Source organism: Vibrio sp., assembly GCF_048266485.1.
In the GTDB taxonomy this organism is placed as follows: Bacteria; Pseudomonadota; Gammaproteobacteria; order Enterobacterales; family Vibrionaceae; genus Vibrio.
On the sequence record NZ_JBLWZK010000009.1, the window covers coordinates 111,041 to 136,329 of the forward strand.

The 25,289-nt window shown below is 41.6% G+C and carries 21 protein-coding genes and 1 tRNA gene; 5 read left to right on the plus strand and 17 right to left on the minus strand.

Going from position 1 to position 25,289, the window contains the following annotated elements; all coding sequences use genetic code 11:
- Nucleotides 1-36: 36 nt before the first annotated feature.
- Nucleotides 37-666, minus strand: coding sequence for a 23S rRNA (uridine(2552)-2'-O)-methyltransferase RlmE (rlmE, locus tag ACN0T8_RS11615; RefSeq protein WP_417880787.1), 630 nt, complete (start codon nucleotides 664-666; stop codon nucleotides 37-39).
- A gap of 182 nt (nucleotides 667-848) precedes the next feature.
- On the opposite strand from rlmE, the gene yhbY reads away from it, so the two are divergent.
- Entirely contained in the window at nucleotides 849-1,145 is a 297-nt protein-coding gene (yhbY, locus tag ACN0T8_RS11620; RefSeq protein WP_417880788.1) for a ribosome assembly RNA-binding protein YhbY, read from the plus strand.
- Nucleotides 1,146-1,390: 245 nt separating this feature from the next.
- Here the strand turns inward: yhbY and greA are convergent, their stop codons facing one another.
- Nucleotides 1,391-1,864, minus strand: a complete 474-nt coding sequence (greA, locus tag ACN0T8_RS11625) for a transcription elongation factor GreA (RefSeq protein ID WP_417880789.1) — start codon at nucleotides 1,862-1,864, stop codon at nucleotides 1,391-1,393.
- Nucleotides 1,865-2,434: 570 nt separating this feature from the next.
- Here greA and ACN0T8_RS11630 point away from each other — a divergent pair.
- Together ACN0T8_RS11630 and dacB are read left to right on the plus strand one after the other, a co-directional pair.
- Entirely contained in the window at nucleotides 2,435-3,496 is a 1,062-nt protein-coding gene (locus tag ACN0T8_RS11630) for a porin (protein ID WP_417880790.1), read from the plus strand.
- A gap of 106 nt (nucleotides 3,497-3,602) precedes the next feature.
- On the plus strand, nucleotides 3,603-5,030 hold the full coding sequence (gene dacB, locus ACN0T8_RS11635; RefSeq protein ID WP_417880791.1) for a serine-type D-Ala-D-Ala carboxypeptidase: 1,428 nt from the start codon (nucleotides 3,603-3,605) through the stop codon (nucleotides 5,028-5,030).
- A gap of 305 nt (nucleotides 5,031-5,335) precedes the next feature.
- On the opposite strand, the gene carB is transcribed toward dacB, so the two are convergent.
- The 8 genes from carB to ffh form a co-directional block, all read right to left on the minus strand.
- A complete protein-coding gene (carB, locus tag ACN0T8_RS11640; RefSeq protein WP_417880792.1) occupies nucleotides 5,336-8,566 on the minus strand; it encodes a carbamoyl-phosphate synthase large subunit in 3,231 nt (1,076 codons plus the stop codon).
- Nucleotides 8,567-8,582: 16 nt separating this feature from the next.
- Nucleotides 8,583-9,737, minus strand: coding sequence for a glutamine-hydrolyzing carbamoyl-phosphate synthase small subunit (carA, locus tag ACN0T8_RS11645; RefSeq protein WP_417880793.1), 1,155 nt, complete (start codon nucleotides 9,735-9,737; stop codon nucleotides 8,583-8,585).
- A gap of 523 nt (nucleotides 9,738-10,260) precedes the next feature.
- Complete coding sequence (gene dapB / locus ACN0T8_RS11650; protein ID WP_417880794.1) at nucleotides 10,261-11,070, minus strand: 4-hydroxy-tetrahydrodipicolinate reductase; 810 nt, start codon at nucleotides 11,068-11,070, stop codon at nucleotides 10,261-10,263.
- 299 nt (nucleotides 11,071-11,369) lie between these two features.
- The gene (gene rplS / locus ACN0T8_RS11655) at nucleotides 11,370-11,723 is read right to left on the minus strand and encodes a 50S ribosomal protein L19 (protein ID WP_027697614.1); all 354 of its coding nucleotides are present in this window, start codon (nucleotides 11,721-11,723) and stop codon (nucleotides 11,370-11,372) included.
- Nucleotides 11,724-11,764: 41 nt separating this feature from the next.
- Nucleotides 11,765-12,526 (minus strand): tRNA (guanosine(37)-N1)-methyltransferase TrmD, encoded by a 762-nt coding sequence (gene trmD / locus ACN0T8_RS11660; RefSeq protein ID WP_417880795.1) that lies wholly within the window; start codon nucleotides 12,524-12,526, stop codon nucleotides 11,765-11,767.
- A gap of 28 nt (nucleotides 12,527-12,554) precedes the next feature.
- Nucleotides 12,555-13,088 (minus strand): ribosome maturation factor RimM, encoded by a 534-nt coding sequence (gene rimM / locus ACN0T8_RS11665; RefSeq protein ID WP_417880796.1) that lies wholly within the window; start codon nucleotides 13,086-13,088, stop codon nucleotides 12,555-12,557.
- A 42-nt stretch (nucleotides 13,089-13,130) separates the two neighbouring features.
- A complete protein-coding gene (gene rpsP / locus ACN0T8_RS11670; RefSeq protein ID WP_027697617.1) occupies nucleotides 13,131-13,379 on the minus strand; it encodes a 30S ribosomal protein S16 in 249 nt (82 codons plus the stop codon).
- Between the two features lie 234 nt (nucleotides 13,380-13,613).
- On the minus strand, nucleotides 13,614-14,993 hold the full coding sequence (gene ffh / locus ACN0T8_RS11675) for a signal recognition particle protein (RefSeq protein ID WP_417880797.1): 1,380 nt from the start codon (nucleotides 14,991-14,993) through the stop codon (nucleotides 13,614-13,616).
- 288 nt (nucleotides 14,994-15,281) lie between these two features.
- Here ffh and ACN0T8_RS11680 point away from each other — a divergent pair, with 288 nt between their 5' ends.
- Both ACN0T8_RS11680 and ACN0T8_RS11685 read left to right on the plus strand, forming a co-directional pair.
- Nucleotides 15,282-16,085: a cytochrome C assembly family protein gene (locus ACN0T8_RS11680; RefSeq protein ID WP_417880798.1), complete on the plus strand. Its 804-nt coding sequence runs from the start codon at nucleotides 15,282-15,284 to the stop codon at nucleotides 16,083-16,085.
- Between the two features lie 157 nt (nucleotides 16,086-16,242).
- Nucleotides 16,243-17,526, plus strand: coding sequence for an HlyC/CorC family transporter (locus tag ACN0T8_RS11685; protein WP_417880799.1), 1,284 nt, complete (start codon nucleotides 16,243-16,245; stop codon nucleotides 17,524-17,526).
- A gap of 159 nt (nucleotides 17,527-17,685) precedes the next feature.
- On the opposite strand, the gene luxS is transcribed toward ACN0T8_RS11685, so the two are convergent.
- The 7 genes from luxS to ACN0T8_RS11720 all read right to left on the minus strand — a co-directional run bounded on the left by luxS (nucleotide 17,686) and on the right by ACN0T8_RS11720 (nucleotide 25,166).
- Entirely contained in the window at nucleotides 17,686-18,204 is a 519-nt protein-coding gene (luxS, locus tag ACN0T8_RS11690) for an S-ribosylhomocysteine lyase (protein ID WP_237294744.1), read from the minus strand.
- 39 nt (nucleotides 18,205-18,243) lie between these two features.
- Complete coding sequence (locus tag ACN0T8_RS11695; RefSeq protein ID WP_417880800.1) at nucleotides 18,244-18,825, minus strand: hypothetical protein; 582 nt, start codon at nucleotides 18,823-18,825, stop codon at nucleotides 18,244-18,246.
- A 34-nt stretch (nucleotides 18,826-18,859) separates the two neighbouring features.
- Entirely contained in the window at nucleotides 18,860-20,431 is a 1,572-nt protein-coding gene (gene gshA, locus ACN0T8_RS11700; protein WP_417880801.1) for a glutamate--cysteine ligase, read from the minus strand.
- Nucleotides 20,432-20,584: 153 nt separating this feature from the next.
- Entirely contained in the window at nucleotides 20,585-23,428 is a 2,844-nt protein-coding gene (locus tag ACN0T8_RS11705) for a M16 family metallopeptidase (protein ID WP_417880802.1), read from the minus strand.
- On the minus strand, nucleotides 23,429-23,857 hold the full coding sequence (locus ACN0T8_RS11710; protein ID WP_417880816.1) for a YqaA family protein: 429 nt from the start codon (nucleotides 23,855-23,857) through the stop codon (nucleotides 23,429-23,431). It lies immediately after the preceding gene.
- Nucleotides 23,858-23,886: 29 nt separating this feature from the next.
- Nucleotides 23,887-24,840 carry an NADP-dependent oxidoreductase gene (locus ACN0T8_RS11715; RefSeq protein ID WP_417880803.1) on the minus strand — a complete coding sequence of 318 codons (954 nt, stop codon included), beginning with the start codon at nucleotides 24,838-24,840 and terminating at the stop codon, nucleotides 23,887-23,889.
- A gap of 249 nt (nucleotides 24,841-25,089) precedes the next feature.
- Nucleotides 25,090-25,166 (minus strand) — tRNA-Arg (locus ACN0T8_RS11720).
- Between the last annotated feature and the right edge of the window lie 123 nt (nucleotides 25,167-25,289).

The following is a 25,289-nucleotide window of genomic DNA, read 5'->3' on the forward strand; positions in this document are numbered from 1 at the left end:
TCAGCCTCTCGGTCACTATTAATTAAAAGTAGATTACTACAGTTTATATCCTGTAGCTACGATATATACCTCACGAGAACGCGCACGTGAAGAGTCTGGTTTACGAATTTTTACAGCTTTAAACATTTCTCGTACATCTTTGACGTACTGATCAAAGCCTTCGCCTTGGAATACCTTAACCACAAAACTACCATCTGGAGCTAGAACTTGTCGACACATATCCAACGCTAATTCAACTAAATACATAGCTCTTGGTTGGTCTACCGCAAGATTCCCACTCATATTGGGAGCCATGTCAGACATTACTACATCCACCATATCAGGTTGAATCCGTTCTAGTAAGGCATCTAACACGGCTTCTTCACGAAAATCCCCCTGAAGAAAGCTAACGCCAACGATCGAATCCATAGATAAAATGTCACAAGCTATTACTTGCCCATCATCGCCTACAATTTCAGCTGCATATTGAGACCAGCCGCCAGGTGCAGCGCCTAAATCTACGACTGTCATTCCAGGTTTTAAGAGTTTATCTTTCTCTTGGATCTCTTCAATTTTGAAAATAGCACGTGAACGGTAGCCCCTCTTTTGGGCTTCCGCTACATATTTATCATCAAAATGCTCTTGTAACCAACGACCAGAACTGGCCGAATGTTTTTTCTTACTCATTTTATTCCTACTGATTATTCAACACTTCCCACACAGTGTGATAGGAAGCTTCAGCTACTGCAGAAAACATCACAAGAGCCGTTGCGATTAATAAAAACTATTACGGAAAATATAGTCTTCCACAATAGATGGCGCTAAAATAGATGTTTTCAACCCTTATACTATAAAAAAATGGCCGCACAATGAACCTAAGCACCAAACAAAAGCAGCATTTGAAAGGACTAGCTCACAATTTAAAACCTGTCGTGCTAATGGGCGCAAATGGATTGACTGAAGCTGTTCTTGCGGAAATTGAGCTTGCACTTGACCATCACGAGCTGATTAAAGTCAAAGTCGCTTCTGAAGACCGTGAAACCAAGTCACTAATTATAGACGCTATTGTTCGTGAAACTAAAGCAGAAAAAGTACAAACCATTGGTAAAGTTTTGGTTTTATTCCGTCAAAGCGAACAGCGTAAAATTGAGATCCCACGTAAGTAATCACTTACTTGCAACTTTCAATTTATATCAAATAAAAGATCGCCTAGCGCGATCTTTTTTATGTTGCGAGATCCGAGAACGCGTCGAGTGGCGAGTAAACCACTGATGCGCTGCATATGATACATCAACTAAAGCACGTTTGAGCTTTTCGTTACTCGAGCAAAGCGTCCCCGCACCTCACTTCCATCTTAAACAAAAAAGCCGCATCAACTGCGGCTTTTTAATCAAACAATTACCCTGGATACTTAAATATAATCCACTTGGGTAATTTCGAAGTCTTTATCCCCACCTGGAGTTGAAATAACCACTTCATCACCTTCCATTTTACCAATTAAACCACGAGCAATTGGAGAGCTTACTGAAATTTTACCTGCTTTGATATCGGCTTCATCGTCACCGACAATTGTATATTTCACTTCTTTGTCAGTATCAATATCAAGTAAGGTTACCGTTGTACCAAAAATAACTTTTCCAGTATTATCCATTTTAGATACATCAATTACTTGAGCAACAGACAACTTATACTCAATATCGCGAATCTGAGCTTCACAAATGCCTTGTTCTTCACGAGCAGCATGGTATTCAGCATTTTCTTTTAAATCACCTAATTCGCGCGCTTCGGCAATGGCTGCCGAGATTAATGGGCGGCGCTTTAATAATGCTTCTAATTCTGTACGTAGTAATTGCTCACCACACACAGTCATTGGGACTTTATCCATTTTAAAAACCTCACTCCGACTTCAACTCCAAAGAGCGAACCTCAGACAAAAAATACCCACTCAACTTGATGCTGAGTAGGTGCCGTTAGAATATTTAATTGACAACTAGTGTAATTAAACTTGGTTATTTCGTCACTATAAAAATAAGATTTCAATCACATTTCATTGAAAATACAAGTGCTTTTGAAGCTTTAAATTTTTCTAAAACACAACCACTTTAAGTTAATTTCGCGGCAAAAATCTAAAAAAAACAAATTTGAGATCCCAATCACAAAATCCAACCAAGCGACATAACCCACTAAATACAATAGCTAAATTAAAACTAAAAAAACAAAATCAATATGAAAGGTGTGATTTTTAGGTATTTTGAGATCATTTGACTATCTTGAATGGGAACTTACACGGTATAAAACATGCAGTCATTATTTATGTCAGCTATCAATATATGCACTATATATTAGTTGGATAAAAGAAAGCCTATGTATTCAGTAACAAATCTGTCTACAAACAAAGTGATAGAGTAGTCATTAAGCTACCAACTTTAATCATTAAACTATTAGGATTAATACAATGAAAAAAACATTACTAGCTTTAGCAGTGGCCGCTGCTTCAGTATCAACTGTAGCTTCTGCAGCAACTATCTACAAAGATGACACTTCTACTTTAAACATGGGTGGCCGTGTTGAAGTTCGTGCTAACTTCTCTGATGCTAATAAATCTGTTGATGATAATGGTGTTCGTGATGGCAAAGATGACGACATCTATAAAGATGCATCACGTGTACGTTTTAACTTAGGTGGCGAACAAAAACTAAATGATGATATCTCTTTCATTGGTTTCACTGAGTGGGAAATCACCGAAAACAGCGATCCAGAAGGAGATGATGCGCAAATTAACACTCGTTATATGTATGGTGGTGTGCAGTCTCAAAAATTTGGTAGTTTAACTTACGGTCATCAAGATAATGCTTTTACTTACCTAACGAACTTCACCGATATAGCAGAAGTATTCAGTGGTTACATCAATGAATATAACGTTGCAACGTCTGACCGTGCTAACAACGTTCTACGTTACGCTTTTAACACTGAAAAACTGACAATCCAAGCAAGTGTTCAAGGTGACTCTGACTCAGATGGCACTGCTGTCACTCAAAATGCAGATGGTTTTGGCGTTATCGGTGCATATAAACTGACTGACACTTTAGAGCTTGGTTTAGGTTATGCACAAACTGATGCTAACAATGCAGGTGACGATCGTATCAGCACTGGCGATAACAACACTTACACGGCAGCGGTTCGCTATACTAATAATGGAATCTTATTAGCAGCAACATATGAAGGCGGTAAAATTGCTCGTTCTTCTGCTGATGAGTCTGATTTCGATGCCGCTGATGCTTACGCTGGCTACACCTTTGGTGACAACAACGTAAACATGACATATAGCTACTTCAATGCTGATGAAAATAGCTACGATGACTTAAATCTAAATTTTGTTGCTGTTGAGTACGCTCGCTACTTCGGTAATGCGACGGTATATGGTGCATACCAATTTAACCTACTATCTGACAGTGATGCTGCAAGTGAAAACCAAACTGAAGATCAATTCCAAGTTGGTTTCCGCTATGCATTCTAATTTGATGGCTTAAGCCGTTAAATTTGTGTAAAACGACAAACGCCCACTTAGCTTAAGTGGGCGTTTTTGTTTATACTTTGTTCTCCTCCACTTCATGGATTGAACTATGCGTTTCACCTCTGTTATTGTCTTAGCGACTTCTTTTTTATTCTCAGTTTCAAGCTACGCTGCGCCGCCTATCAAACCACATTTCCTAAGTAACGATATTCTGCCATCAGAGGCTCGAGTGGGCTTAATCGCCAAATCACCAAGCTCGACATTTTTGAGACAGAACAGTGATCAGCTATTTCCACCAGCCAGTACATTAAAGTTAATAACCGCACTGGCCGCTAAAATCGAACTGGGTGATGATTTTCGTTACTCAACACAATTAGATCAACATGATAAAGATCTAGTAATACGCTTTTCTGGCGATCCGAGTTTAACTTCCGCCGACATTAGTCAGCTGTTAAAAAATGCAAACATCTCAACAATTAACGGCGATCTTATCCTAGATAACGGTGCTTTTACTGGTTATGAAAAAGCAGTCGGTTGGCCGTGGGATATTTTGGGGGTTTGTTACAGTACCCCTTCCAGCGCAATTACTTTAAATGGTAACTGTGTGATGGCATCCATTTATACTAATGCTGATGGCAGTACTCGTGTGTTCACGCCAAAGCATCAGCCTGTTAATGTGAGCACGGTAGCAACTGCAATTACCCGTAAACAACAAAAAGAGCAGTACTGTGATTTAGAACTGACGACCACTCCAACTAACCATTACCGTTTATCAGGCTGCTTAGTGAAACGAGAACAGCCATTACCTCTGAACTTTGCCATACAAAACGTCTTTTTATATGCCTCAGAAACCTTGCATCAAATCTTAGATAAACAAGGGATAAAGCTTAAAGGCAGTATTAAATTAGCTACAACTATCAGGGCTAAAGAAGAACAGGCCCAAAATACAAAGGTACTGGCTAAGCATCTCTCTGTACCATTACCTGTTCTACTAGAGCACATGCTAAAAGACTCCGATAATCTATACGCCAACAACCTAACCAAAACCCTAGGTGAACATTACTTTAATCAAGCTGGCTCCTTTGCTAATGGCACCGAAGCAATTAAACAGATTTTAAAGAAACAGGCCAAAATCGATTTATCGAATGCAGTTTTAGAGGATGGTTCAGGGCTTTCTCGTAACAATCGAGTGACTCCAAATCAACTGTACTCAGTATTAAAATTCATTAAAGTCAATGATAATAAACTAGACTTCATTCGCTTAATGCCAACCGCCGGTATAGACGGTACATTAAAATACCGCTCTAGCATGAGAAAAGCGCCAATAAAGGGCAACATAGTCGCGAAAAGTGGTTCTTTATTTGCCACTCACAATATGGCAGGTTTTGTACTTAATGACCAAAGCGAACCATCGACTATATTTGTACAATTAGTGACGGATTATCACCCGAAAAACAACACTGACACTATTCCACCACTAACCCAATTTGAGCAAGCGTTTTATCAGAATTTGATTAAGGCGACAAAGGAAAAGTAGCGGTACTCGTAGCTAGGACGCTTTGCTACTCGTGACTCGAAAAAGAAGAGTGGATACGAGTTACGGAGACATTACGCTCGGGAGCCGAGAAGACTAGTGAGTGATGAGTGAACAATTTAAAATCATCACATTCACATCAATGGCATTTATTTAATGTCTCGAACTTTCCGTATTGACCTCGAGTGACAAGAAGCAAAGCGCTCGAGCCCTGAGAAACGCAAATAAACAAAAACCCACTTTAGCTTCACAACTAAAGTGGGTTTATTTTTATTACTTATTAACGCTTATTTATTAACGTTTGCTTATTACGCCAAAGACCCTTTCACTTTTGCATGTAACTCTTGTACAGATGTCACATCCGAGCGGTTGTCTTCTTTGTGTGCCATACAGCTTGCAAACGCTGCATTCAAGGTCGTCGTATAGTTAACTTTCTCTTGAAGCGCGCCGCGACGTAGTACTTTTGAATCTTCAATAGCCTGACGACCGGCTGCCGTATTCACGATGTAGCTGTATTCATTGTTCTTAATACGGTCAAGAATATGAGGACGACCTTCATGTACTTTATTCACCAAGCGAGGGTTAATTCCCGCTTCGCCTAGCACGACTGCGGTACCGTGTGTTGCATCTAATTGATAGCCTAGTTTAATTAGCTGAGAAGCCAACTCTACAACACGCTCTTTGTCTTCTTTACGAACAGAAAGTAATGCACGGCCACCTTCAGGGTAAACATTACCAATGCCCAGTTCCGCTTTCGCAAACGCTTGAGCAAAGGTTTTACCTACGCCCATCACTTCACCGGTTGAGCGCATTTCTGGGCCTAACAGTGGATCTACACCTAGGAACTTGTTAAATGGTAATACAACCTCTTTAACTGAGTAATAAGGTGGAATGATTTCTTTAGTGAAACCTTGTGATGCTAAAGATTGGCCAGCCATTACGCGTGCTGCAATTTTAGCTAAAGGTGCGCCTGTTGCTTTCGAGACAAATGGAACTGTACGTGCTGCACGAGGGTTTACTTCGATTAGGTATACCTTGCCATCTTTAACCGCAAACTGAGTATTCATCAGGCCACGTACACCAAGCTCAAACGCAAGCTTTTCAACTTGCTCACGCATTACGTCTTGGATTTCCTGGCTTAAGGTATAAGCAGGTAATGAACATGCTGAGTCACCAGAGTGAACACCCGCTTGCTCAATATGTTCCATGATACCGCCAATCACCACTTGCTCACCGTCACAAATCGCATCAACGTCAACTTCAACAGCATCATCTAAGAATAGATCGAGAAGAACTGGAGATTCATTTGAAACACTTACTGCTTCATTAAAATAACGACGTAAATCTTGCTCGTCATATACGATTTCCATCGCACGACCACCAAGAACATATGAAGGACGAACCACTAACGGATAACCAATTTCACGTGATTTTTCAATCGCTTGTTCCATCGTAGTTACAGTGGCATTTTCAGGTTGTAATAAATTTAAACGCTCAACCGCTGTTTGGAAACGCTCACGGTCTTCTGCACGGTCAATCGCATCTGGACTAGTACCAATAATTGGCACGCCAGCCGCTTCTAATGCACGAGCCAGTTTCAGAGGCGTTTGACCACCGTATTGAACGATCACGCCTTTTGGCTTCTCGATACGTACGATTTCAAGCACATCTTCCAATGTTACTGGTTCGAAGTATAAGCGGTCAGAGGTATCGTAATCGGTAGAAACCGTTTCAGGGTTACAGTTCACCATGATGGTTTCATAACCGTCTTCACGTAATGCCAGTGATGCATGTACACAACAGTAGTCAAATTCGATACCTTGGCCGATACGGTTTGGACCACCGCCCAATACCATGATTTTATCTTTGTCTGAAGGATTCGCTTCACACTCTTCATCGTATGATGAGTACATGTAAGCCGTATCAGAAGAAAACTCAGCGGCACAAGTATCAACACGCTTATAAACAGGATGAATATCGAATTGCTCACGAGCACGGCGAATTTCGCTTTCTGCTACGCCAAGTAGTTTCGCTAAACGTGCATCACCGAAGCCTTTGCGCTTCATTTTACGTAATACATCTTCGTTTAGACCAGCGTAACCGCCTGCTTTCACTTCTTCTTCCAATTTCACTAGCTCTTCGATTTGAACTAGGAACCAACGGTCAACATTGGTTAGATTGAATACGCCATCCACAGACATTCCAGCACGGAATGCATCCGCAATGTACCAAATACGGTCACAACCCGCTTCTTTCAATTCTTGACGGATCTTAGTCAATGCATCAGGGGCATCGAGGTCAACCATTTCATCAAAACCATTACGGCCAACTTCTAGGCCTCGTAATGCTTTTTGCAGTGACTCTTGCTGATTACGACCAATCGCCATTACTTCACCAACCGACTTCATTTGAGTGGTTAGACGGTCATTCGCACCAGCAAATTTCTCAAAGTTAAAACGAGGAATCTTAGTCACAACGTAGTCGATAGTTGGTTCAAATGACGCAGGGGTTGCACCACCTGTGATGTCATTCATTAACTCATCAAGCGTATAACCAATCGCCAGTTTTGCTGCAATTTTTGCAATCGGGAAACCTGTTGCTTTAGAAGCTAGAGCAGATGAGCGAGATACACGAGGGTTCATCTCGATGATAACCATACGGCCATCTTTCGGGTTGATACCAAACTGTACGTTTGAACCACCTGTTTCAACACCAATTTCACGCAATACCGCTAAAGAAGCGTTACGCATTAATTGGTATTCTTTATCTGTCAGTGTTTGAGCAGGCGCAACAGTAATCGAGTCACCGGTGTGAATGCCCATTGCATCGAAGTTTTCAATCGCACATACGATGATACAGTTATCCGCTTTGTCGCGAACCACTTCCATCTCGTATTCTTTCCAGCCAATCAATGATTCATCAATAAGAAGTTCATTCGTTGGTGAAAGGTCTAAACCGCGACGACAAATTTCTTCAAATTCTTCTTTGTTATACGCGATACCACCACCAGTCCCCCCCATCGTAAATGAAGGACGGATGATACAAGGGAAACCAACCATATCGAGAACTTTGTAAGCTTCTTCCATTGATTTCGCCGTATCGGCACGTGGACACTCAAGACCAATTGACTTCATCGCTTGGTCAAAACGAGAACGGTCTTCGGCTTTATCAATTGCATCGGCAGTCGCGCCAATCATTTCCACGCCGAATTCTTCCAGTATGCCGTGTTTTTCTAAATCTAACGCACAATTCAGAGCCGTTTGACCACCCATGGTAGGCAGTACTGCATCTGGGCGCTCTTTAGCAATAATGTTACGAACCACTTCCCAGTGAATGGGTTCGATGTAAGTAGCATCCGCCATTTCTGGGTCAGTCATGATGGTGGCAGGGTTAGAGTTCACTAGGATAACTCGGTAACCTTCTTCACGCAGTGCTTTACATGCTTGAGCACCAGAGTAGTCAAATTCACAAGCCTGACCGATAACAATTGGGCCAGCACCTAAAATCAGTACGCTTTTTATGTCAGTACGTTTTGGCATTTTCTACAACTCCCAATTATTTCTTATGTTCTTTGATTAATTCAATGAAGTGGTCAAACAATGGCGCCGCATCGTGTGGACCTGGACTTGCTTCTGGGTGCCCCTGAAAGCTAAATGCTGGCTTATCCGTACGGTGAATCCCCTGTAGTGAACCATCAAATAATGACTTATGAGTCGCACGTAGGTTTTCAGGTAATGTTTCTTCATCCGCGGCAAAACCGTGGTTCTGTGAAGTAATCATGACAACGTTACGATCAAGATCTTTTACTGGATGGTTAGCACCATGGTGGCCAAACTTCATCTTAATGGTTTGAGCGCCAGAAGCTAAGGCTAAGATCTGGTGACCAAGACAGATGCCAAAGATAGGTAAGCCTTTATCAAGGAAAGTTTTGGTTGCTTCAATAGCATAAGAACAAGGTTCTGGATCGCCAGGTCCATTTGATAAGAACACGCCATCTGGATTTAACGCTAATACTTCTTCCGCTGAAGTTTCTGCAGGAACGACAGTTAAGCGACAACCACGGTCAACGAGCATACGTAAAATATTACGTTTCGCACCAAAATCGTAAGCCACAACATGGTAAGGTAATTCAGTGTCAGATTTGGCTTCTGGTAGTCCATCAGTTAAAGTCCACGAACCTTGTTTCCAAGAATAAGACTCTTTGGTAGAAACCACTTTGGCCAAATCCATACCTTTAAGACCTGGAAATTCTTTGGCTTTCGCTAATGCCAGTGCTTCATCTAAATTACTCTCTTTTAGAGAAGAGCAAGCTACGATACAACCATTTTGCGCCCCCTTTTCACGTAAAACACGAGTTAATTTACGTGTATCAATATCAGCAATACCGACGATATTTTGTGATTTTAAGTATTCTGAAAGGGTTTGTTCACTGCGGAAGTTTGAAGCTATAAGAGGAAGATCACGGATAACTAAGCCTTGAGCATGAATTGAAGAGGACTCTTCATCTTCTGAGTTAGTACCGGTATTGCCAATGTGAGGATAAGTTAGAGTAACGATTTGCTGTGAATAGGAAGGATCAGTGAGAATTTCTTGATACCCCGTCATCGAGGTATTAAAAACAACTTCTCCAACGGCGGACCCATCTGCTCCAATGGATTGACCGCGGAACACTGTCCCATCTTCTAGGACTAACAGTGCGGAATTACTCAAGATAACCTCCAGAATAAATATGCAAAATAAATGTATAAGCTCTCGCTCTTATCTTTCTAAATAACCATATTTATGGAATTTAGGTAAATTGGCGCTATTCTAGAGATGGTAGCTAAATGTGTCAATAGTGTTAGAAAAAGAAATCTACAATAAAAGACAACTTACACCATTTATTTAACTAAAGGCCCAAAAACAACAATCTACCTACCTATTAGTAAAATTAACCACACATACAGATGTAAAAACCTTTTCTTAGTACTATTTTTTATCAAAAAAAACTTAAGTAGCTACATTTTGTCAAAAATAACAAAAATAACTGTTATTTTTAGGCGTCAAATAAAAATAAACACCATAGAGCACAATAAAGACAATAAAACAATTTCACGTAATCGTTTCTTTACTTAAGCTAAAATACCCAAAAAGCCGCTCATTATCTGAACGGCTTTTCGTTAAAAATAACACTTTTGATATATTTCATTTATTCGAAACTGAATATATACCCAAGTTAATTGGGTATAAATCGTTACAGCTCATTTAGCCCCAATACATCTTGCATGGTGTAAAAGCCCGATGGTTGTGTTTCTAACCAAACGGCCGCTTTAATTGCGCCATTGGCAAAAGTCATGCGATCAGTGGCTTTATGGGTGATCTCTACTCGTTCACCAATATCTGCGAACATTGCAGTATGTTCACCGATAATATCCCCTGCACGGATAGTTGCAAAACCAATTTCATCTTTGGTTCTTTCACCGGTAATCCCTTCACGAGCATAAACGGCCACATCACTGAGTTTGTTCCCCATCGCACCAGCAATTGCTTCGCCCATACCTAAAGCAGTACCCGATGGTGCATCTACTTTATGACGATGATGAGCTTCAATAACTTCAATATCGCAGTAATCTCCCATTACTTTAGCTGCTTTCTCTAAAAGCTTGAACATCAGGTTCACACCAACACTATAATTGGGTGCCATCACGATAGAGATTTCCTGAGCGGCTTGATCAATAAACTGCTTCTCTTCCTCAGAGAAACCGGTTGTGCCAATGACAATTTTTTTGCCATGTGATTTACAAAGTTCGATATTAGCTAACGTACTGCTAGGAGCTGTAAAATCAACAATCACATCAAACTGCGAAATAACCTTTGATAAATCATCTACCAATGCAACGGAAAATTGCCCTTCACCACAAAGCTCACCAATATCAACACCGACTAATGATGACTCAGGTCTTTCCGAACCGGCTCCTACTCGAGCGTTTGGATTTAAGTGGGTAGCTTTTACTAAGTTGCGGCCCATTCGACCTGCTGCGCCTGCAATTGCAATACGAACCATTGCATCTCTCTCCTTTGATGATTTTGTTATTGGGAATGTAGCTTTTTTAACAAAGAATGGGAAGAAGTGTTTTTTCGTTACTCGTGTCTAGGGCGCTTCGCTTCTCGTGGCTCGAGAACGGAAAAAGAAGGTTGCGAGTAGCATGTTAAGTGTTGCGTGTGAAAACAACAACGTTCTCGGATAATATTTTCCTAGCAACTAGGAACGAGAAGCGTAGCGATCCTAGCAGCGCAGCGATCCCTACCTAACAAAAAACGGGCCCCAAATGGGACCCGTTTACTTTGAGAACGCAGCGTGCGTTACTTCTTAGCCAGCTTCTCTTTGATACGAGCTGACTTACCAGAACGCTCACGTAGGTAGTACAACTTGGCACGACGTACTGCACCACGACGCTTAACTTCAATGCTATCAACCATTGGAGAGTGAGTTTGGAAAGCACGCTCAACACCTTCACCGTTCGAGATTTTACGAACTGTGAATGCTGAGTGAAGACCACGGTTACGCTTAGCGATAACAACGCCTTCGAATGCCTGTAGACGCTCACGGTCGCCTTCTTTAACTTTAACCTGAACTACAACAGTGTCACCTGGTGCAAATGCAGGGATGTCTTGTTTCATTTGCTCTTCTTCAAGAGCCTTGATGATATTACTCATGTGTCTATTTCCTAGATTAAACTGATACTAAATTTATTAGGCTAGTTGCTTCTATCTTTTTTCAAAGACCGCTGTTCACGAATGAACTGCGCCAGCAATTGTTCCTGTTCGTCAGTCAGAGCTAGGTTTTCCAGAAGCTCTGGTCTTCTAAGCCAAGTACGGCCTAGCGATTGTTTTAACCGCCAGCGACGAATGTCCTCATGATTCCCAGAAGTCAGTACGCTTGGCACCGTTTTCTGGTTTAACACTTCAGGACGTGTGTAGTGCGGACAATCCAACAAGCCATTAGCAAAAGAGTCTTCTTCTGCCGACGCAAAATCTCCAAGCACCCCCGGAACAAACCGAGAAACTGAATCAATTAACGTCATGGCTGGGATTTCCCCACCCGTCATTACAAAATCCCCTATCGACCATTCTTCATCAACATAAGATTCAATAATGCGCTCATCTACTCCTTCGTAGCGGCCGCAAATCAGAATCAAGTTCTCATTGGTTGCCAACTCTTCAACTCCTTGCTGGTCGAGTTTACGACCTTGGGGAGATAAGTAGATTACTTTCGCCTTACCCGGTGAAGCTTGCTTGGCTGCATTAATGGCATCGCTCAAAGGCTGAACCATCATCAACATGCCAGGGCCACCACCGTAAGGTCTATCATCAACAGTGCGATGCTTATCATGAGTGAAATCACGAGGGTTCCATGACTCTAATGATAAAAGACCTTTTTTAACCGCTTGACCAGTAACACCATAATCAGATACGGCTCGGAACATGTCGGGAAACAGGCTAATTATGCCAATCCACATTGTGTTTCTCGCTTATCTAGTTAGGTGTCTAGAATCCAGGATCCCAGTCAACTTCGATCCGTTGAGCTGTGCGATCAACATTTTTGATCACTTGCTCTTCAAGGAACGGAATTAATCGTTCCTTTTGGCCAAAAGCATCTTTTAAGTTCGCTTTTACTACTAGAACATCATTTGAGCCCGTTTCCATCAAATCAGTCACTTCACCTAAGTGATAGCCTTGAGTTGTGTAAACTTGCATACCAAACAACTCACGCCAGTAGAATTCTGCTTCTGACAGTTCAGGTAGTGCGATTGGATCAATCAAGATTTCAACGTTAGCGTACAATTGTGCGTCTTCGCGAATATCGATGCCTTCAAGCTTACAAACATAACCATTATTATGGCGTTTCCAGCTTTCAACTTTATATTGAACCAATTGACCCTTTTGTTTAATAAACCAAGGGCTGTACTCAAAAATACTTTCAGCGTTGTCGGTATAGGAAAAAACTTTAAGCCAACCACGAATGCCGTAAGAAGAACCAAGCTTACCTACAACGATTTTTTCGTTTTGTTGTTCACTCATTGTTTTTACCTTCAACCTTTACAACTACTAATGTGCTAATAATTAAGCCGCTTTTTGAGCGTCTTTAACTAGTTTAGCAACACGGTCAGATACAGATGCGCCTTGACCAACCCAGTGGTTAACGCGATCTAGGTCTAAACGTAGACCTTCTTCTTGACCTTGAGCTGTAGGGTTAAAGAAACCTACGTTTTCAATGTAGCGACCAGTTGCTGCACAACGGCTGTCAGCTACAACGATTTGATAAAATGGACGCTTTTTAGCGCCGTGACGTGCCAAACGAATGGTTACCATGTCGTCCTCTTTTGCTTTCTCAATAATTAAATTAGCCCCAAACCTTGTTTTTTCACTCACAATGTGAGGATAAAAACGACTTGGGGCCTCGTGCCAAAATAAAGCCCCCGAATTTTACTCTTATTCAGAGTCAATGCAAGGGCTTTAAGTATCTTTATGTTTAAGTTTTCATCAAAAACATAGTGTGACAGAGTTAACACTTCATGTCACGAAACGCATTTGGATGAAATTGAATTAACGACCGAAGCCGCCCATTCCTCCCATACCACCGCCGCCCATCATGCCTTGCATGTTGCGCATCATGCCTTTCATTCCACCTTTCTGCATTTTTTTCATCATTTTCTGCATTTGGGTAAATTGTTTTAGCATACGGTTAACGTCTTGAACTTGAGTGCCTGAACCGGCAGCGATACGTTTTTTACGTGAACCTTTAATCAGTTCAGGATGTTCGCGCTCTTTCATGGTCATCGAATTAATCATCGCTTCCATTTGCGTGAACATTTTATCATCAACTTGATCTTTAACATTAGCAGGTAAATTCCCCATGCCTGGCAGTTTGTTCATCATGCCTGCCATGCCGCCCATGTTTTTCATCTGGCCAAGTTGTTCACGGAAATCTTCTAAGTCAAAGCCTTTCTTCTGCTTGAACTTCTTCGCCATTTTTTCAGCTTTGGCTTTATCTACATTCTTCTCTAGATCTTCAATAAGAGACAGAACATCGCCCATACCTAAAATTCGCGAAGCAACACGATCTGGGTGGAAAGCTTCTAATGCATCAGTTTTTTCACCAACACCTAAAAACTTAATTGGCTTTCCTGTGATATGCCGAACCGACAATGCAGCACCACCACGCGCATCACCATCCACTTTAGTTAGGATGACACCAGTTAACGGTAGTGCATCACCAAAAGCTTTTGCGGTGTTCGCCGCATCTTGACCTGTCATGGCATCAACCACAAACAGCGTTTCTACCGGTTTGATCGCTTGATGAAGGTCTTTGATTTCAGACATCATTTCTTCATCAACCGCTAAACGACCCGCGGTATCCAGAATCACAACGTCATAGAATTTTTTCTTCGCGTGATCGATAGCGGCATTAGCAATATCGATCGGATTTTGGTCAGCACTTGATGGAAAAAAATCCGTCCCGACTTCGGTTGCTAAGGTTTCAAGCTGTTTGATCGCCGCTGGACGATAAACGTCAGCAGACACCACCAGCACTTTTTTCTTATCACGCTCGGTTAATAATTTCGATAATTTACCAACACTGGTGGTTTTACCCGCACCTTGTAAACCGGCCATTAAAATCACAGCTGGAGGCTGAGCAGCAAGATTTAGCGCTTCGTTCGATTCGCCCATCACTGACTCAAGTTCAGCTTGAACGATCTTGATGAACTCTTGGCCTGGTGTTAACGATTTAGAAACCTCAATACCAACGGCACGCTCTTTTACTTGTTTTACGAAATCACGAACAACAGGAAGGGCAACATCCGCTTCAAGTAACGCCATACGTACTTCGCGTAAAGTATCTTTGATGTTATCTTCTGTTAAGCGCCCTTTACCACTGATATTTTTCAGCGTACCGGACAGTCTTTCGGTTAAATTATCAAACATGATTCTGCCTAATTAAACATAAGTTTTATTGAAAAAGCGGAATGAAGACACTGAAGATTCAGGGATATTTCAGCTTTTTACTCTAATTAAGTTGGGCCATTTGGCCTTTGAATAAGGGTAGTATAACGATGCAAGCTCGATGTTTCACTGACTTTCCTATTCTTGGCTATTTTTTCTTCTGTGAGATGAATAATTCTCCCGTTTAAAATGATAGTATCCTCGTTAGGTGTGACTATATACCCACACCCCCCATAAGAGTTATAATTACCTATCTGATGGATTTTTTTAATGAGTAATATGGAAAACTTGCTTTCAATCATTGCTGTTATTTTATATTTCGCGGCGACTTGCATGATCGTCCCGGGGCTAGTGCACCGCTCTGGCATCAGAATTAAGCTGGTATTTAGTTTAGCTATTCTTGCCATCGCCACTCACGGTTGGTTAATTAGCGATCTCATTTTAAACCCTAATGGGCAAAACATGAGTATTCTCAATGTCGCTTCTTTAATTGGTTTTATTATCTGTTTAGTACTCACGGTTTCGATGTGGAAAACACGCCTTTGGTTTTTATTACCAGTTGTTTATAGCTTTGCTGCGATTAACCTGTGCGCTGCCAACTTTCTACCAAGCACCTTCATTACTCACTTTGAAGGAAAAGTTGAATTACTGATTCATATCACCATTGCGCTATTTGCTTATTCAACCCTTGCCATCGGAGCTCTATTTGCTCTGCAGTTGGCATGGCTTGATCATCAACTGAAAAGCAAAAAATCATTGCTCATTAACCCTAACCTCCCTCCTTTAATGATGGTGGAAAGGCATCTTTTCAAGGTCATACTAATTGGTACGGTTTTATTAACGGCAACACTTGTTACTGGAGCCATCTACACCGAAGGTATGTTCTCTTCAGCCAATGCTCATAAAAGTGTTCTATCCTTTATTGCTTGGGTTTTATACTGCATTTTATTATGGGGGCATTACCAACAAGGCTGGCGAGGCAAAAGAGTACTTTGGTTATCCATTAGCGGTACGAGCCTACTCACACTAGCTTACTTCGGTAGCCGCTTTGTTAGAGAAGTAATTTTAAACTAATTATTACCTCAAGATGCTGAAACTCGCATCTTGAGGTTACTTGGGTATAATTGCCCCATCTATTGACAGGATAATAAGATTTCGTCATAACTGCTAACTTCAAATTATCGCGCAGATGGTTTGTATCTAATTATAATAATCAAAGGAAAACCTAAGTTTGGGTGAAATATCGACGGGGCTGTTGTTTGCCCTACTTGCAATACTTATCCTCATTTCAGCTTATTTCTCTAGCTCAGAAACTGGCATGATGTCTCTAAACCGTTACCGTTTGCGGCATCTTGCTAATCAAGGGCACAAAGGGGCTAAGCGAGTTGAGTCACTCCTTGAACGCCCAGATCGCTTAATCGGTCTTATCTTAATTGGTAACAACCTAGTTAACATTCTTGCCTCTGCGATTGCCACCATCATAGGGATGCGTTTATACGGCGATTATGGGGTAGCAATTGCCACAGGTGTACTCACCTTAGTCATTCTTGTGTTTGCTGAAATTACACCAAAAACATTAGCAGCGCTTTACCCTGAACGAGTTTCATATTCAAGTAGTATTTTATTACGCATATTAATGAAGGTGTTGTCACCACTTGTTATTCTCGTCAACTTCATCACTAATGGCTTATTACGTTTATTAGGCGTAAGAGCGGAAGATTCAACAGGCGATCCTTTAAGTTCCGAAGAGCTCCGCACCGTAGTAAATGAGGCAGGTAGCCTTATCCCTCGTCGTCACCAAGACATGTTGATCTCAATTTTAGATTTAGAGCATGTCACGGTAAACGATATTATGGTACCTCGTAACGAAATCACCGGCATCGACATTAATGATGACTGGAAGTCGATTGTTCGTCAGTTGACTCACTCAGCTCATGGCCGAGTTGTATTATACCGTGATCAGATTGATGAAGTGGTTGGCATGTTGCGTTTGCGTAAAGCCTACCGCTTAATGCTTGAAAAAAATGAATTTAATAAAGAAACATTACTGCGTTCTGCCGATGAAGTATATTTCATTCCAGAAGCAACACCGCTTAACGTTCAACTATTAAAGTTCCAACGCAATAAAGAGCGCATTGGCATGATTGTCGATGAATACGGCGATATTATTGGTTTAATTACCTTAGAAGATATTCTTGAAGAGATCGTTGGTGAGTTTACTACCTCTATGTCTCCAAGCCTTGCCGATGAAATCACGCCACAAAGCGATGGCAGTTACCTGATTGAAGGCAGTGCTAATATCCGTGATATCAATAAAGGTTTGAATTGGAAACTACCAACCGATGGCCCAAGAACATTAAACGGTTTGGTTCTAGAACATTTAGAGGATATTCCTGAAAGCTACCTCAGTATTGAAGTGGCGAACCATAAGATGGAATTAATTGAAATCGCCGAGAACAAGATCAAGTTAGTGAAGGTCTACCCTTCGAAGAAAAAACCTAAAAAAGTACGTTAGCGGAGATCGAGCCTCGGACGCCCTGCTTCTCGCTGCTCGATCTATATGGAAGTAATATTATTTAAAAGGGCCCTTAGCTTGTTATAAGCTAAGGGCCCTTCTATTTGTAACAGCTTATTCGAGATATGAGCAACGAAGCGACGAAACTCGCATACATTACTAGTCTACTTTTAGCTCTTGTAACATGCTTTCAGGTAGTGCTAGTTCATCATTTTTATTGACTTGAATGCCCGCGGCAATGATGTTTTTAGCAATCTCTTGTGCTTCAGTTAATGAATGCATTGAGTAAGTGCCACATTGGTACTCATTCAATTCAGGGATTTTATTCTGGTCTTCTACCTTCAGTACATCATTCATCGCTGCAAGCCAAGCATCTGCTACTTGTTGTTCAGTCGGAGTACCAATCAAACTCATATAGAAACCTGTGCGACAACCCATTGGTGAAATATCGATAATTTCCACTTCACTACTGTTTAAGTTAGCACGCATAAAGCCGGCATATAAATGCTCTAAAGTATGAATCCCTTTCTCAGATAAAATATCTTTATTCGGGATACAAAAACGTAAATCAAATACTGTAATGGTATCGCCTTTTGGGGTTTGCATTGTCTTGGCAACACGAACTGCAGGTGCGCTCATACGAGTGTGATCGACGGTGAAGCTATCTAATAAAGGCATTACTTATTCTCCTAATTCTTTGCAACACAATTGGTTCCATTAAAAAAACCAACTGCGGTTATCTTCCAGTTCAGCTTGGCACTTTTTCAACTGCCAGCCATAATTTTTTGCGGTTTGCTCTACTCGACGAGCGACCTTCATTAGTGAAGGCTTGTTCTGATATGTCTTTCGTTTAAAACCACCACGACCGTCATGGTACGCAAGGTATTGGTTGTAAGCATCCCACTTAGAAATGCCTAGACGCTTTTGCGAACCATCCATGTACCAGCCAATAAACATAATGGCATCGCCAAAATCATCTCTTGAAGACCAAGAATTCACTTCATCTTGATATTCGGACCACACAGGGTCTTGGGCTTGTGCATAACCATACGCACTACTCATTCGTCCCCAAGGAATAAAACCTAAAAAGTAATAACGAGGCGGCTTAGCATCACCAACAAAAGAGCTTTCTTGTTTCATAAATGCCATGGAAATCTGAATAGGCACGCCATATTCATCATTCATATCTAAAGCATCTTCATACCAACTGGGGTATTGGCGAAAAATATCACATATATTATCTTGATTATCAGGCGGCGGCGTTGCACAACCAAACAATAGGAGACTAATACCAAGCATTACGCTAGCGGATACTCTTCTTCCCCAAATCATATTATGACTGACTTAAATAAGAAAAGTAGTCGGCAAGAAAGTCATCAAAGCTTAATTGGTCAGCATTTTCGACTTCTTGCTGAGCCTGGCGAGAGCGTACTACTTCCGCTTCCATCATCTGCTGATTATAGACTTGGTATTGATGCACTAATAATTCATCGCGATATTGCTCACCAAGTTGGCAACCGACTTTACCAATACCACCCGCTTGACGAATGTTATTAAGTAAACGACCAGAAATGGTTAACTCAGGATCGTCGATCCATGAACTTAACGTCTGGCACACCGATTGGTAATCATTTCCACCATGTGCTTTATCCATTTCAACCGCAATTTCTTGTAACTGAGCAAACATTAACTTGCCCCAATGAACGAGAGTATTCGGCGCTTGGTCACAGCATAGTTTAAATTCTAATCCTGGTTTACGCCCTTCCAATATGACATTATTCCAATTACTACGCCAACACTCCAAATCGCCCTCTTTCATCGGCGCAGATTCTTTTAAACCACACCAAGTCACGAATAAATCTAAAAACAGCACTTGCTCTTTATCCACCCCAACAGGGCTGAATGGGTTAACGTCTAGTGAGCGAACTTCAATATATTCGACTCCACCACGTTTTAACGCTTCCGATGGTTTCTCTCCATCTTTGGCAACACGCTTAGGTCGAATTGGCGCATAAAGTTCATTTTCGATTTGCAAAACATTGCTGTTCAGTTGACGGTGTTCACCATCGACTTTCACACCGAGCTTAGCAAATCGCTCTGAAGGTTTATGCATCGCCGAGTTAAGCCCATCAAGATACTCTTGCAAGCTATTGAAACCAATATGCAAATCACTTTGAGCGCTATTGGTATAGCCTAGATCGCTCAAACGTAATGCTGTCGCATAAGGTAAATATAGCGTCTTGCCAATCTTTTCAAAATCTAGCCCAATTTCTCGGCCTTGTAAGAATGAAGGACATAATGCCGGTGAAGCACCAAATAGATATGGAATGATCCAGCCATAACGGTAGTAATTACGAATTAAGGCGAAGTAGTCTTCTGATTTAGTATCCGATCTCTGCTGTTCGTTTTGTTCACCATATAAGCTATCCCAATAACTTTCTGGGAAAGAAAAGTTAAAGTGCACGCCAGAAATAATTTGCATCAAACTACCATAGCGGTGCTTCAAGCCTTGGCGATACAAATTTTTCATTCGGCCAACATTCGATGCACCATACTCTGCGAGTGGGATCTTATCTTCATCACTCACAAAACAAGGCATCGACATCGGCCACAACTTCTCATCACCCATTTTCGTCATGGTGAAGTGATGAACATCTTTCAATTGATGTAGTAATACATCGACATCATGAGAAACTGGTGTAATGAATTCGAGTAAAGATTCAGAAAAGTCGGTGGTAATCCATTGGTTGGTTAACGCCGAACCTAAAGTTTGAGGATGAGGCGTTAAGGCAAGGTGATCATTAAGATCATAACGTAACGCTTCACGCTCAATTCCGCGTCCAAATTGCTTAAACGTGTTTGGGTTGCTAGCAACTTGCTCAAGGCGTGCAGAAAAGTCGGTCAAAATAGCACTCACTTATTGTGGTTTGCGATCCGAGTAGGATAATCATTCTGGAAGATAATTGCCATCAGGAAAACCTGACATCAAAGAAAATAAAGGCCCGTTATCGATAAAGTGAATTAACATCAATAACGGGGCAATCATAACTTATGGGCGTTAATGCTTAACTTCAAGGTTTTGGATAGGAATTGCTAATTTTTTCAATTCAGGAGTTAGCTTTTTAGCATCTCCTACCACAATAATTTGAAAATCTTGTGGCTGGAACCAAGTAGCAGCGGCTTTATTGAGTGTCGACTTATCAACAGTTTTTACTATTTCTGCTTTTTTATCAATAAAATCATCACTCAATGAATAGTCTAAGATTGAATATAACAAGCTGGCTTTCTGCCCTGGGGTCTCATATTTCAAGGCATCTTGTTGACCAACAGCTAAACGCATAAACGCAAGTTCATCATCGGTCATGCCGTCTTGACTGTAGCGTTTCAACTCTTTCAATAGCTCTTGAATAGAGGCAGCGGTAGAGTCTGCTCTCACTTGTGCACTATATAGCACTAAACCGGTTTCTTTGGTTCCATAAACTGCGCCACCTGCGCCATAGGTAAAGCCTTTGTCTTCACGCAAGTTTTGGTTGATTCGGCTATTAAAATTACCGCCTAAATTATAGTTGGCTAACTGGGTTAAATACATCTCCCCTGTCGCATCATAAGGCATACCAATACGCGCTAATCGAACAACACTTTGTGGCGAGTTCGGTTTATCCACTAAATAAATAGATTGCTTAGTAGGTGGTTTAATCTTACCGACCGTTGGCATTGTTACTTTTTCACCAGACAACTTATTTAAAAAGTTCAATGCTTGTGATGCTTGTGATTGATCAATCGCGCCAACAACCACCGCTTTCGCCTCTACCGGCGTGTAATGGCTACGATAAAATTGCTGTACATCTTTTAAGGTTAAGTTCTTAAGTGAATCGACACTACCATCGGCATTGCGGCTAAATAAGCTCCCTTTGTACAGCACTTGTTTGGTTGCTTGTGAGGCAAGCCATGATGGCTGTTGGTGTGAATAAATTAACCCCTGAATAGTTTGATTCTTCACACGCTCAAAATCTTGCTGATTAAAGGCAGGTTTGAATAGCATTTCATCGGCAATTTTTAAGGTCGCATCCAGATTTTTAGTCAATGAGGTAATCACAACACTCGACTGATAACCACCGGCAGAAAAACTCACACTACTACCGAGCTTGTCTAACTCTTGTTGCAGTTGTTCACTAGTGTTCTCCGTAGTGCCCTCTTGCAGCATCGCGGCAGTTAAATCGGCTAAGCCTTCTTTACCCGGTGGAACATAGCGACTACCAGCTGGAAAAGACACTTGAATAGCGACCGTTGGCGTTTCTGTGGTAGTGGTGCCAAGGACTTGAATACCATTGTCTAAATTAAAGCGGTATAACTCAGGCATAGTGCCAGAAACGGCTTGGCCGACTTCTGGTACTTGCGAGCGGTCAAAGTTGTCTTTCGGCTGACGAATATCAAGTTGATCATCGGTAATTTTTGGATAGTCAGGTAGATCGCGCTTCGGTGGCGTAAAGTTTGGCTTTTTCACCTCTAACTGAGTTTGCTTTTTCGGCACGACACTGAGCACCACTTTGTGCTTACCATCGACGAATTGCTGATAAGCTTGTTGAACAGATTCTGGCGTCACGCTTCGGATCTGATCCAGTTCCGTTTGTAATCGATCTGGCTGGTTATAAAAAGTCTGATTAGCAGCAAGTTGTGAAACTTTACCGCTGACGCTTTGCAGAGCATAGATAGTGCCCGCTTCGGCTTGACCAGTAATCGCATCCAGTTGCTCTTGCTTAACGCCTTCCGTTTTCACTTGCTCTAGCGCTTTATTTAATGCTTGATAGATAGGCGTGAGATTACCTTTATCTCCAGAATCCCCCATCGCATACACATATAAAGTACAAGATAACTCGGCGCAATCTTGGAACGCCCCAGCATCTATAGCAACTTGGTTTTTCACTAAGTTTTGGTACAAGATACTATTTTTACCATCACCTAGAATGGCCGCCAACGCATCAATCGACGCTTCTGACTCTGCACCACGATATTCGGTTGGAAATGCCATCATAACCATTGGCTGGCGAATTCGGTCTTCTAGGGTAATAAAGCGATCATTGGGTAAGCTCACTGGCTGCTTATCAGCATCAGTCACTTCTGGTCCTTTAGGAATAGAACCAAAATACTTATTTACCCACGCAAGAGTCTGCGCTTCATCAATATCACCACCGATAGTTAATACAGCATTATTTGGGCCATACCAACGTAAAAAGAACGCTTTTAAATCATTTACATCAACACGATCTAGGTCTTCAACATACCCTATGGTTTGCCATGAATAAGGATGATTTTTCGGGTACAGTGCTTCGCCTATTCTTTCATACACTAGGCCGTAAGGGCGGTTATCATAATTTTGACCGCGCTCGTTTTTCACCGTATCTCGCTGAATTTCGAATTTACGTTGTGATACGGCATTGACTAAAAAGCCCATACGATCTGATTCTAACCACAGCATTTTTTCTAACTGGTTAGATGGTACAGTTTCAAAGTAGTTGGTGCGGTCTCGGTTGGTAGTACCATTTAAAGTACCGCCAGCTTCCGTGACAATCTTAAAGTGTTGCTGATCACCAACATGCTCTGAACCTTGAAACATCATATGCTCAAAAAAATGCGCAAAGCCGGAGCGGCCAATTTTTTCACGTGCAGAACCAACATGATAGGTAACATCAACATGGACAAGTGGATCAGAATGGTCAGGAGAAAGGATAACCGTTAGGCCATTATCTAATTGATATTTTGAATACGGGATGGATGCTTTATCAGGATCAGCTGATTGAGATTCAATAAGGTGGACACCTTGTGGCAAGGGTGATGTTTTATTCTCCCATAGAGAACAGCCAGACAAGGTAAGCAGAGTCAAAACCAGTAGCCAGTTTTTCATTTATATCAATCCCTTAAAAATCATCGCAAGAAAAGCATAACGCACGCCTTTACCCAGCATAATCGCTATAAAGCATACCCATGGATTCATTCTGAGCCAACCTGCAGCGGCACACAATGGGTCACCAATCACAGGTAGCCAACTCATTAATAATACCCAATAACCATAACGCTCAATCAAACGCTCTAATTGTTGACCACGTTTTTGCTTCAATGTTCTATTTGGCAGTAATAAGCCTAAATAATAATTGGTCATCCCTCCCAGTGTATTGCCTATGGTTGCCACCATCATCACACTATAGAGGGAGATATTCTCTAATCTGAGCGCAGCATATAAAGTTACTTCCGAACTACCCGGCAGCAACGTAGCACTTAAAAAGCCAGAGCTAAATAAAAACCATAGCGGGTGCCCTGCAAGTAAGTCTTGCAGGGCTAAATAAAAACCTGACAACTAAAAGCCTAAGACTGCATATTCAATAAGATTTTGCCACGAGCTCGACCCGTTTCAATTTTTTGATGTGCAGTCACTACGTCTTGATAATTTATGACTTGCTCAATTTCAACCTTGATCATACCTGCGCTGATCAATTTCACTAATTCTTCAAGCTGAGTAGCATCCGGCTCAACTAGCATCCCCATTCCAATAATACCCCTTTGAGAAGCGTGCTCACAAACGCTCGATGCTGTAATCGTTGGTACTGTGATCACTCGACTTCCTGGATGTAAATAGTTCATCGCTTGTATCGCTGTATCGCCCCCCACTAAATCAATCAATACATCGATATGACCGATATCTTTAAGACAATCTGCATTTGCGTAATCCAGCCCAGTAGCACCTAAAGAATGAATATATTCCAAGTTATCGGCACTGCATGTCGCATAAACGGTAGTTTTAGCAGCAACTGCAATTTGCACTGCAATATGACCGACACCGCCAGCCCCCGCTAAGATAACCACGGTTTCGCCCGATTGAATCTTAGCCTTCTCTAATGCTTGCGCTGCAGTTTGACCGGCTAGAGGAATTGCTGCTGCTGCTTTTAAAGAAACATCTTCAGGTACTAAAGCCAGCTCACTTTCAGGCACACATACATATTGGCTATAACCACCGCCACGTAGTGGAAAGCCGATAAAGCCAGTAACCATATCATTCAGGTTAAATTTACGACAGCCTTTGCTCTGCTTTAACACAACACCAGCGATGTCATAACCTGGAGTCCACGGTAGGTTATTTTTATTATGCTGAGCCGCCCAACCTAGCCCTGCTCGCGTTTTTACATCGATAGGGTTTACACCAGCATACGAAACCTTAACTAATACCTCACCTTCTTTTGGTGAAGGAATATCACTATCTAAAATTTCAAGTTGCTCTGGAGCACCGAATTGAGAAATTACAATCTTTGCATTTGAAGGCATGGGTTGTTGTCCTTTACGTTATGCCATCATTGATGACATCCACATTATTTTTGCTTAACTGAAGTTATACCAAGCTGATCCAGTTAACAAACTGACATTGGTATACGCATATTATATAGGGCTTGCATCGAGTAGCTTTGGTTAATTAGATGTAAATTACCCTACTATTCATTCGACTAAAAGCAACTTAATGTGTCTTTAGTGCAAAATGCAAAAAAGCCCCACACAAATGTGCAGGGCTTCAAAATATGGCGCGCTCGGAAGGATTCGAACCTTCGACCGCCTGGTTCGTAGCCAGGTACTCTATCCAGCTGAGCTACGAGCGCGCAAAGAATTTTAAATTGTTCTACTTTTCAGTAGTTAAATCAAATGATGGCGCGCTCGGAAGGATTCGAACCTTCGACCGCCTGGTTCGTAGCCAGGTACTCTATCCAGCTGAGCTACGAGCG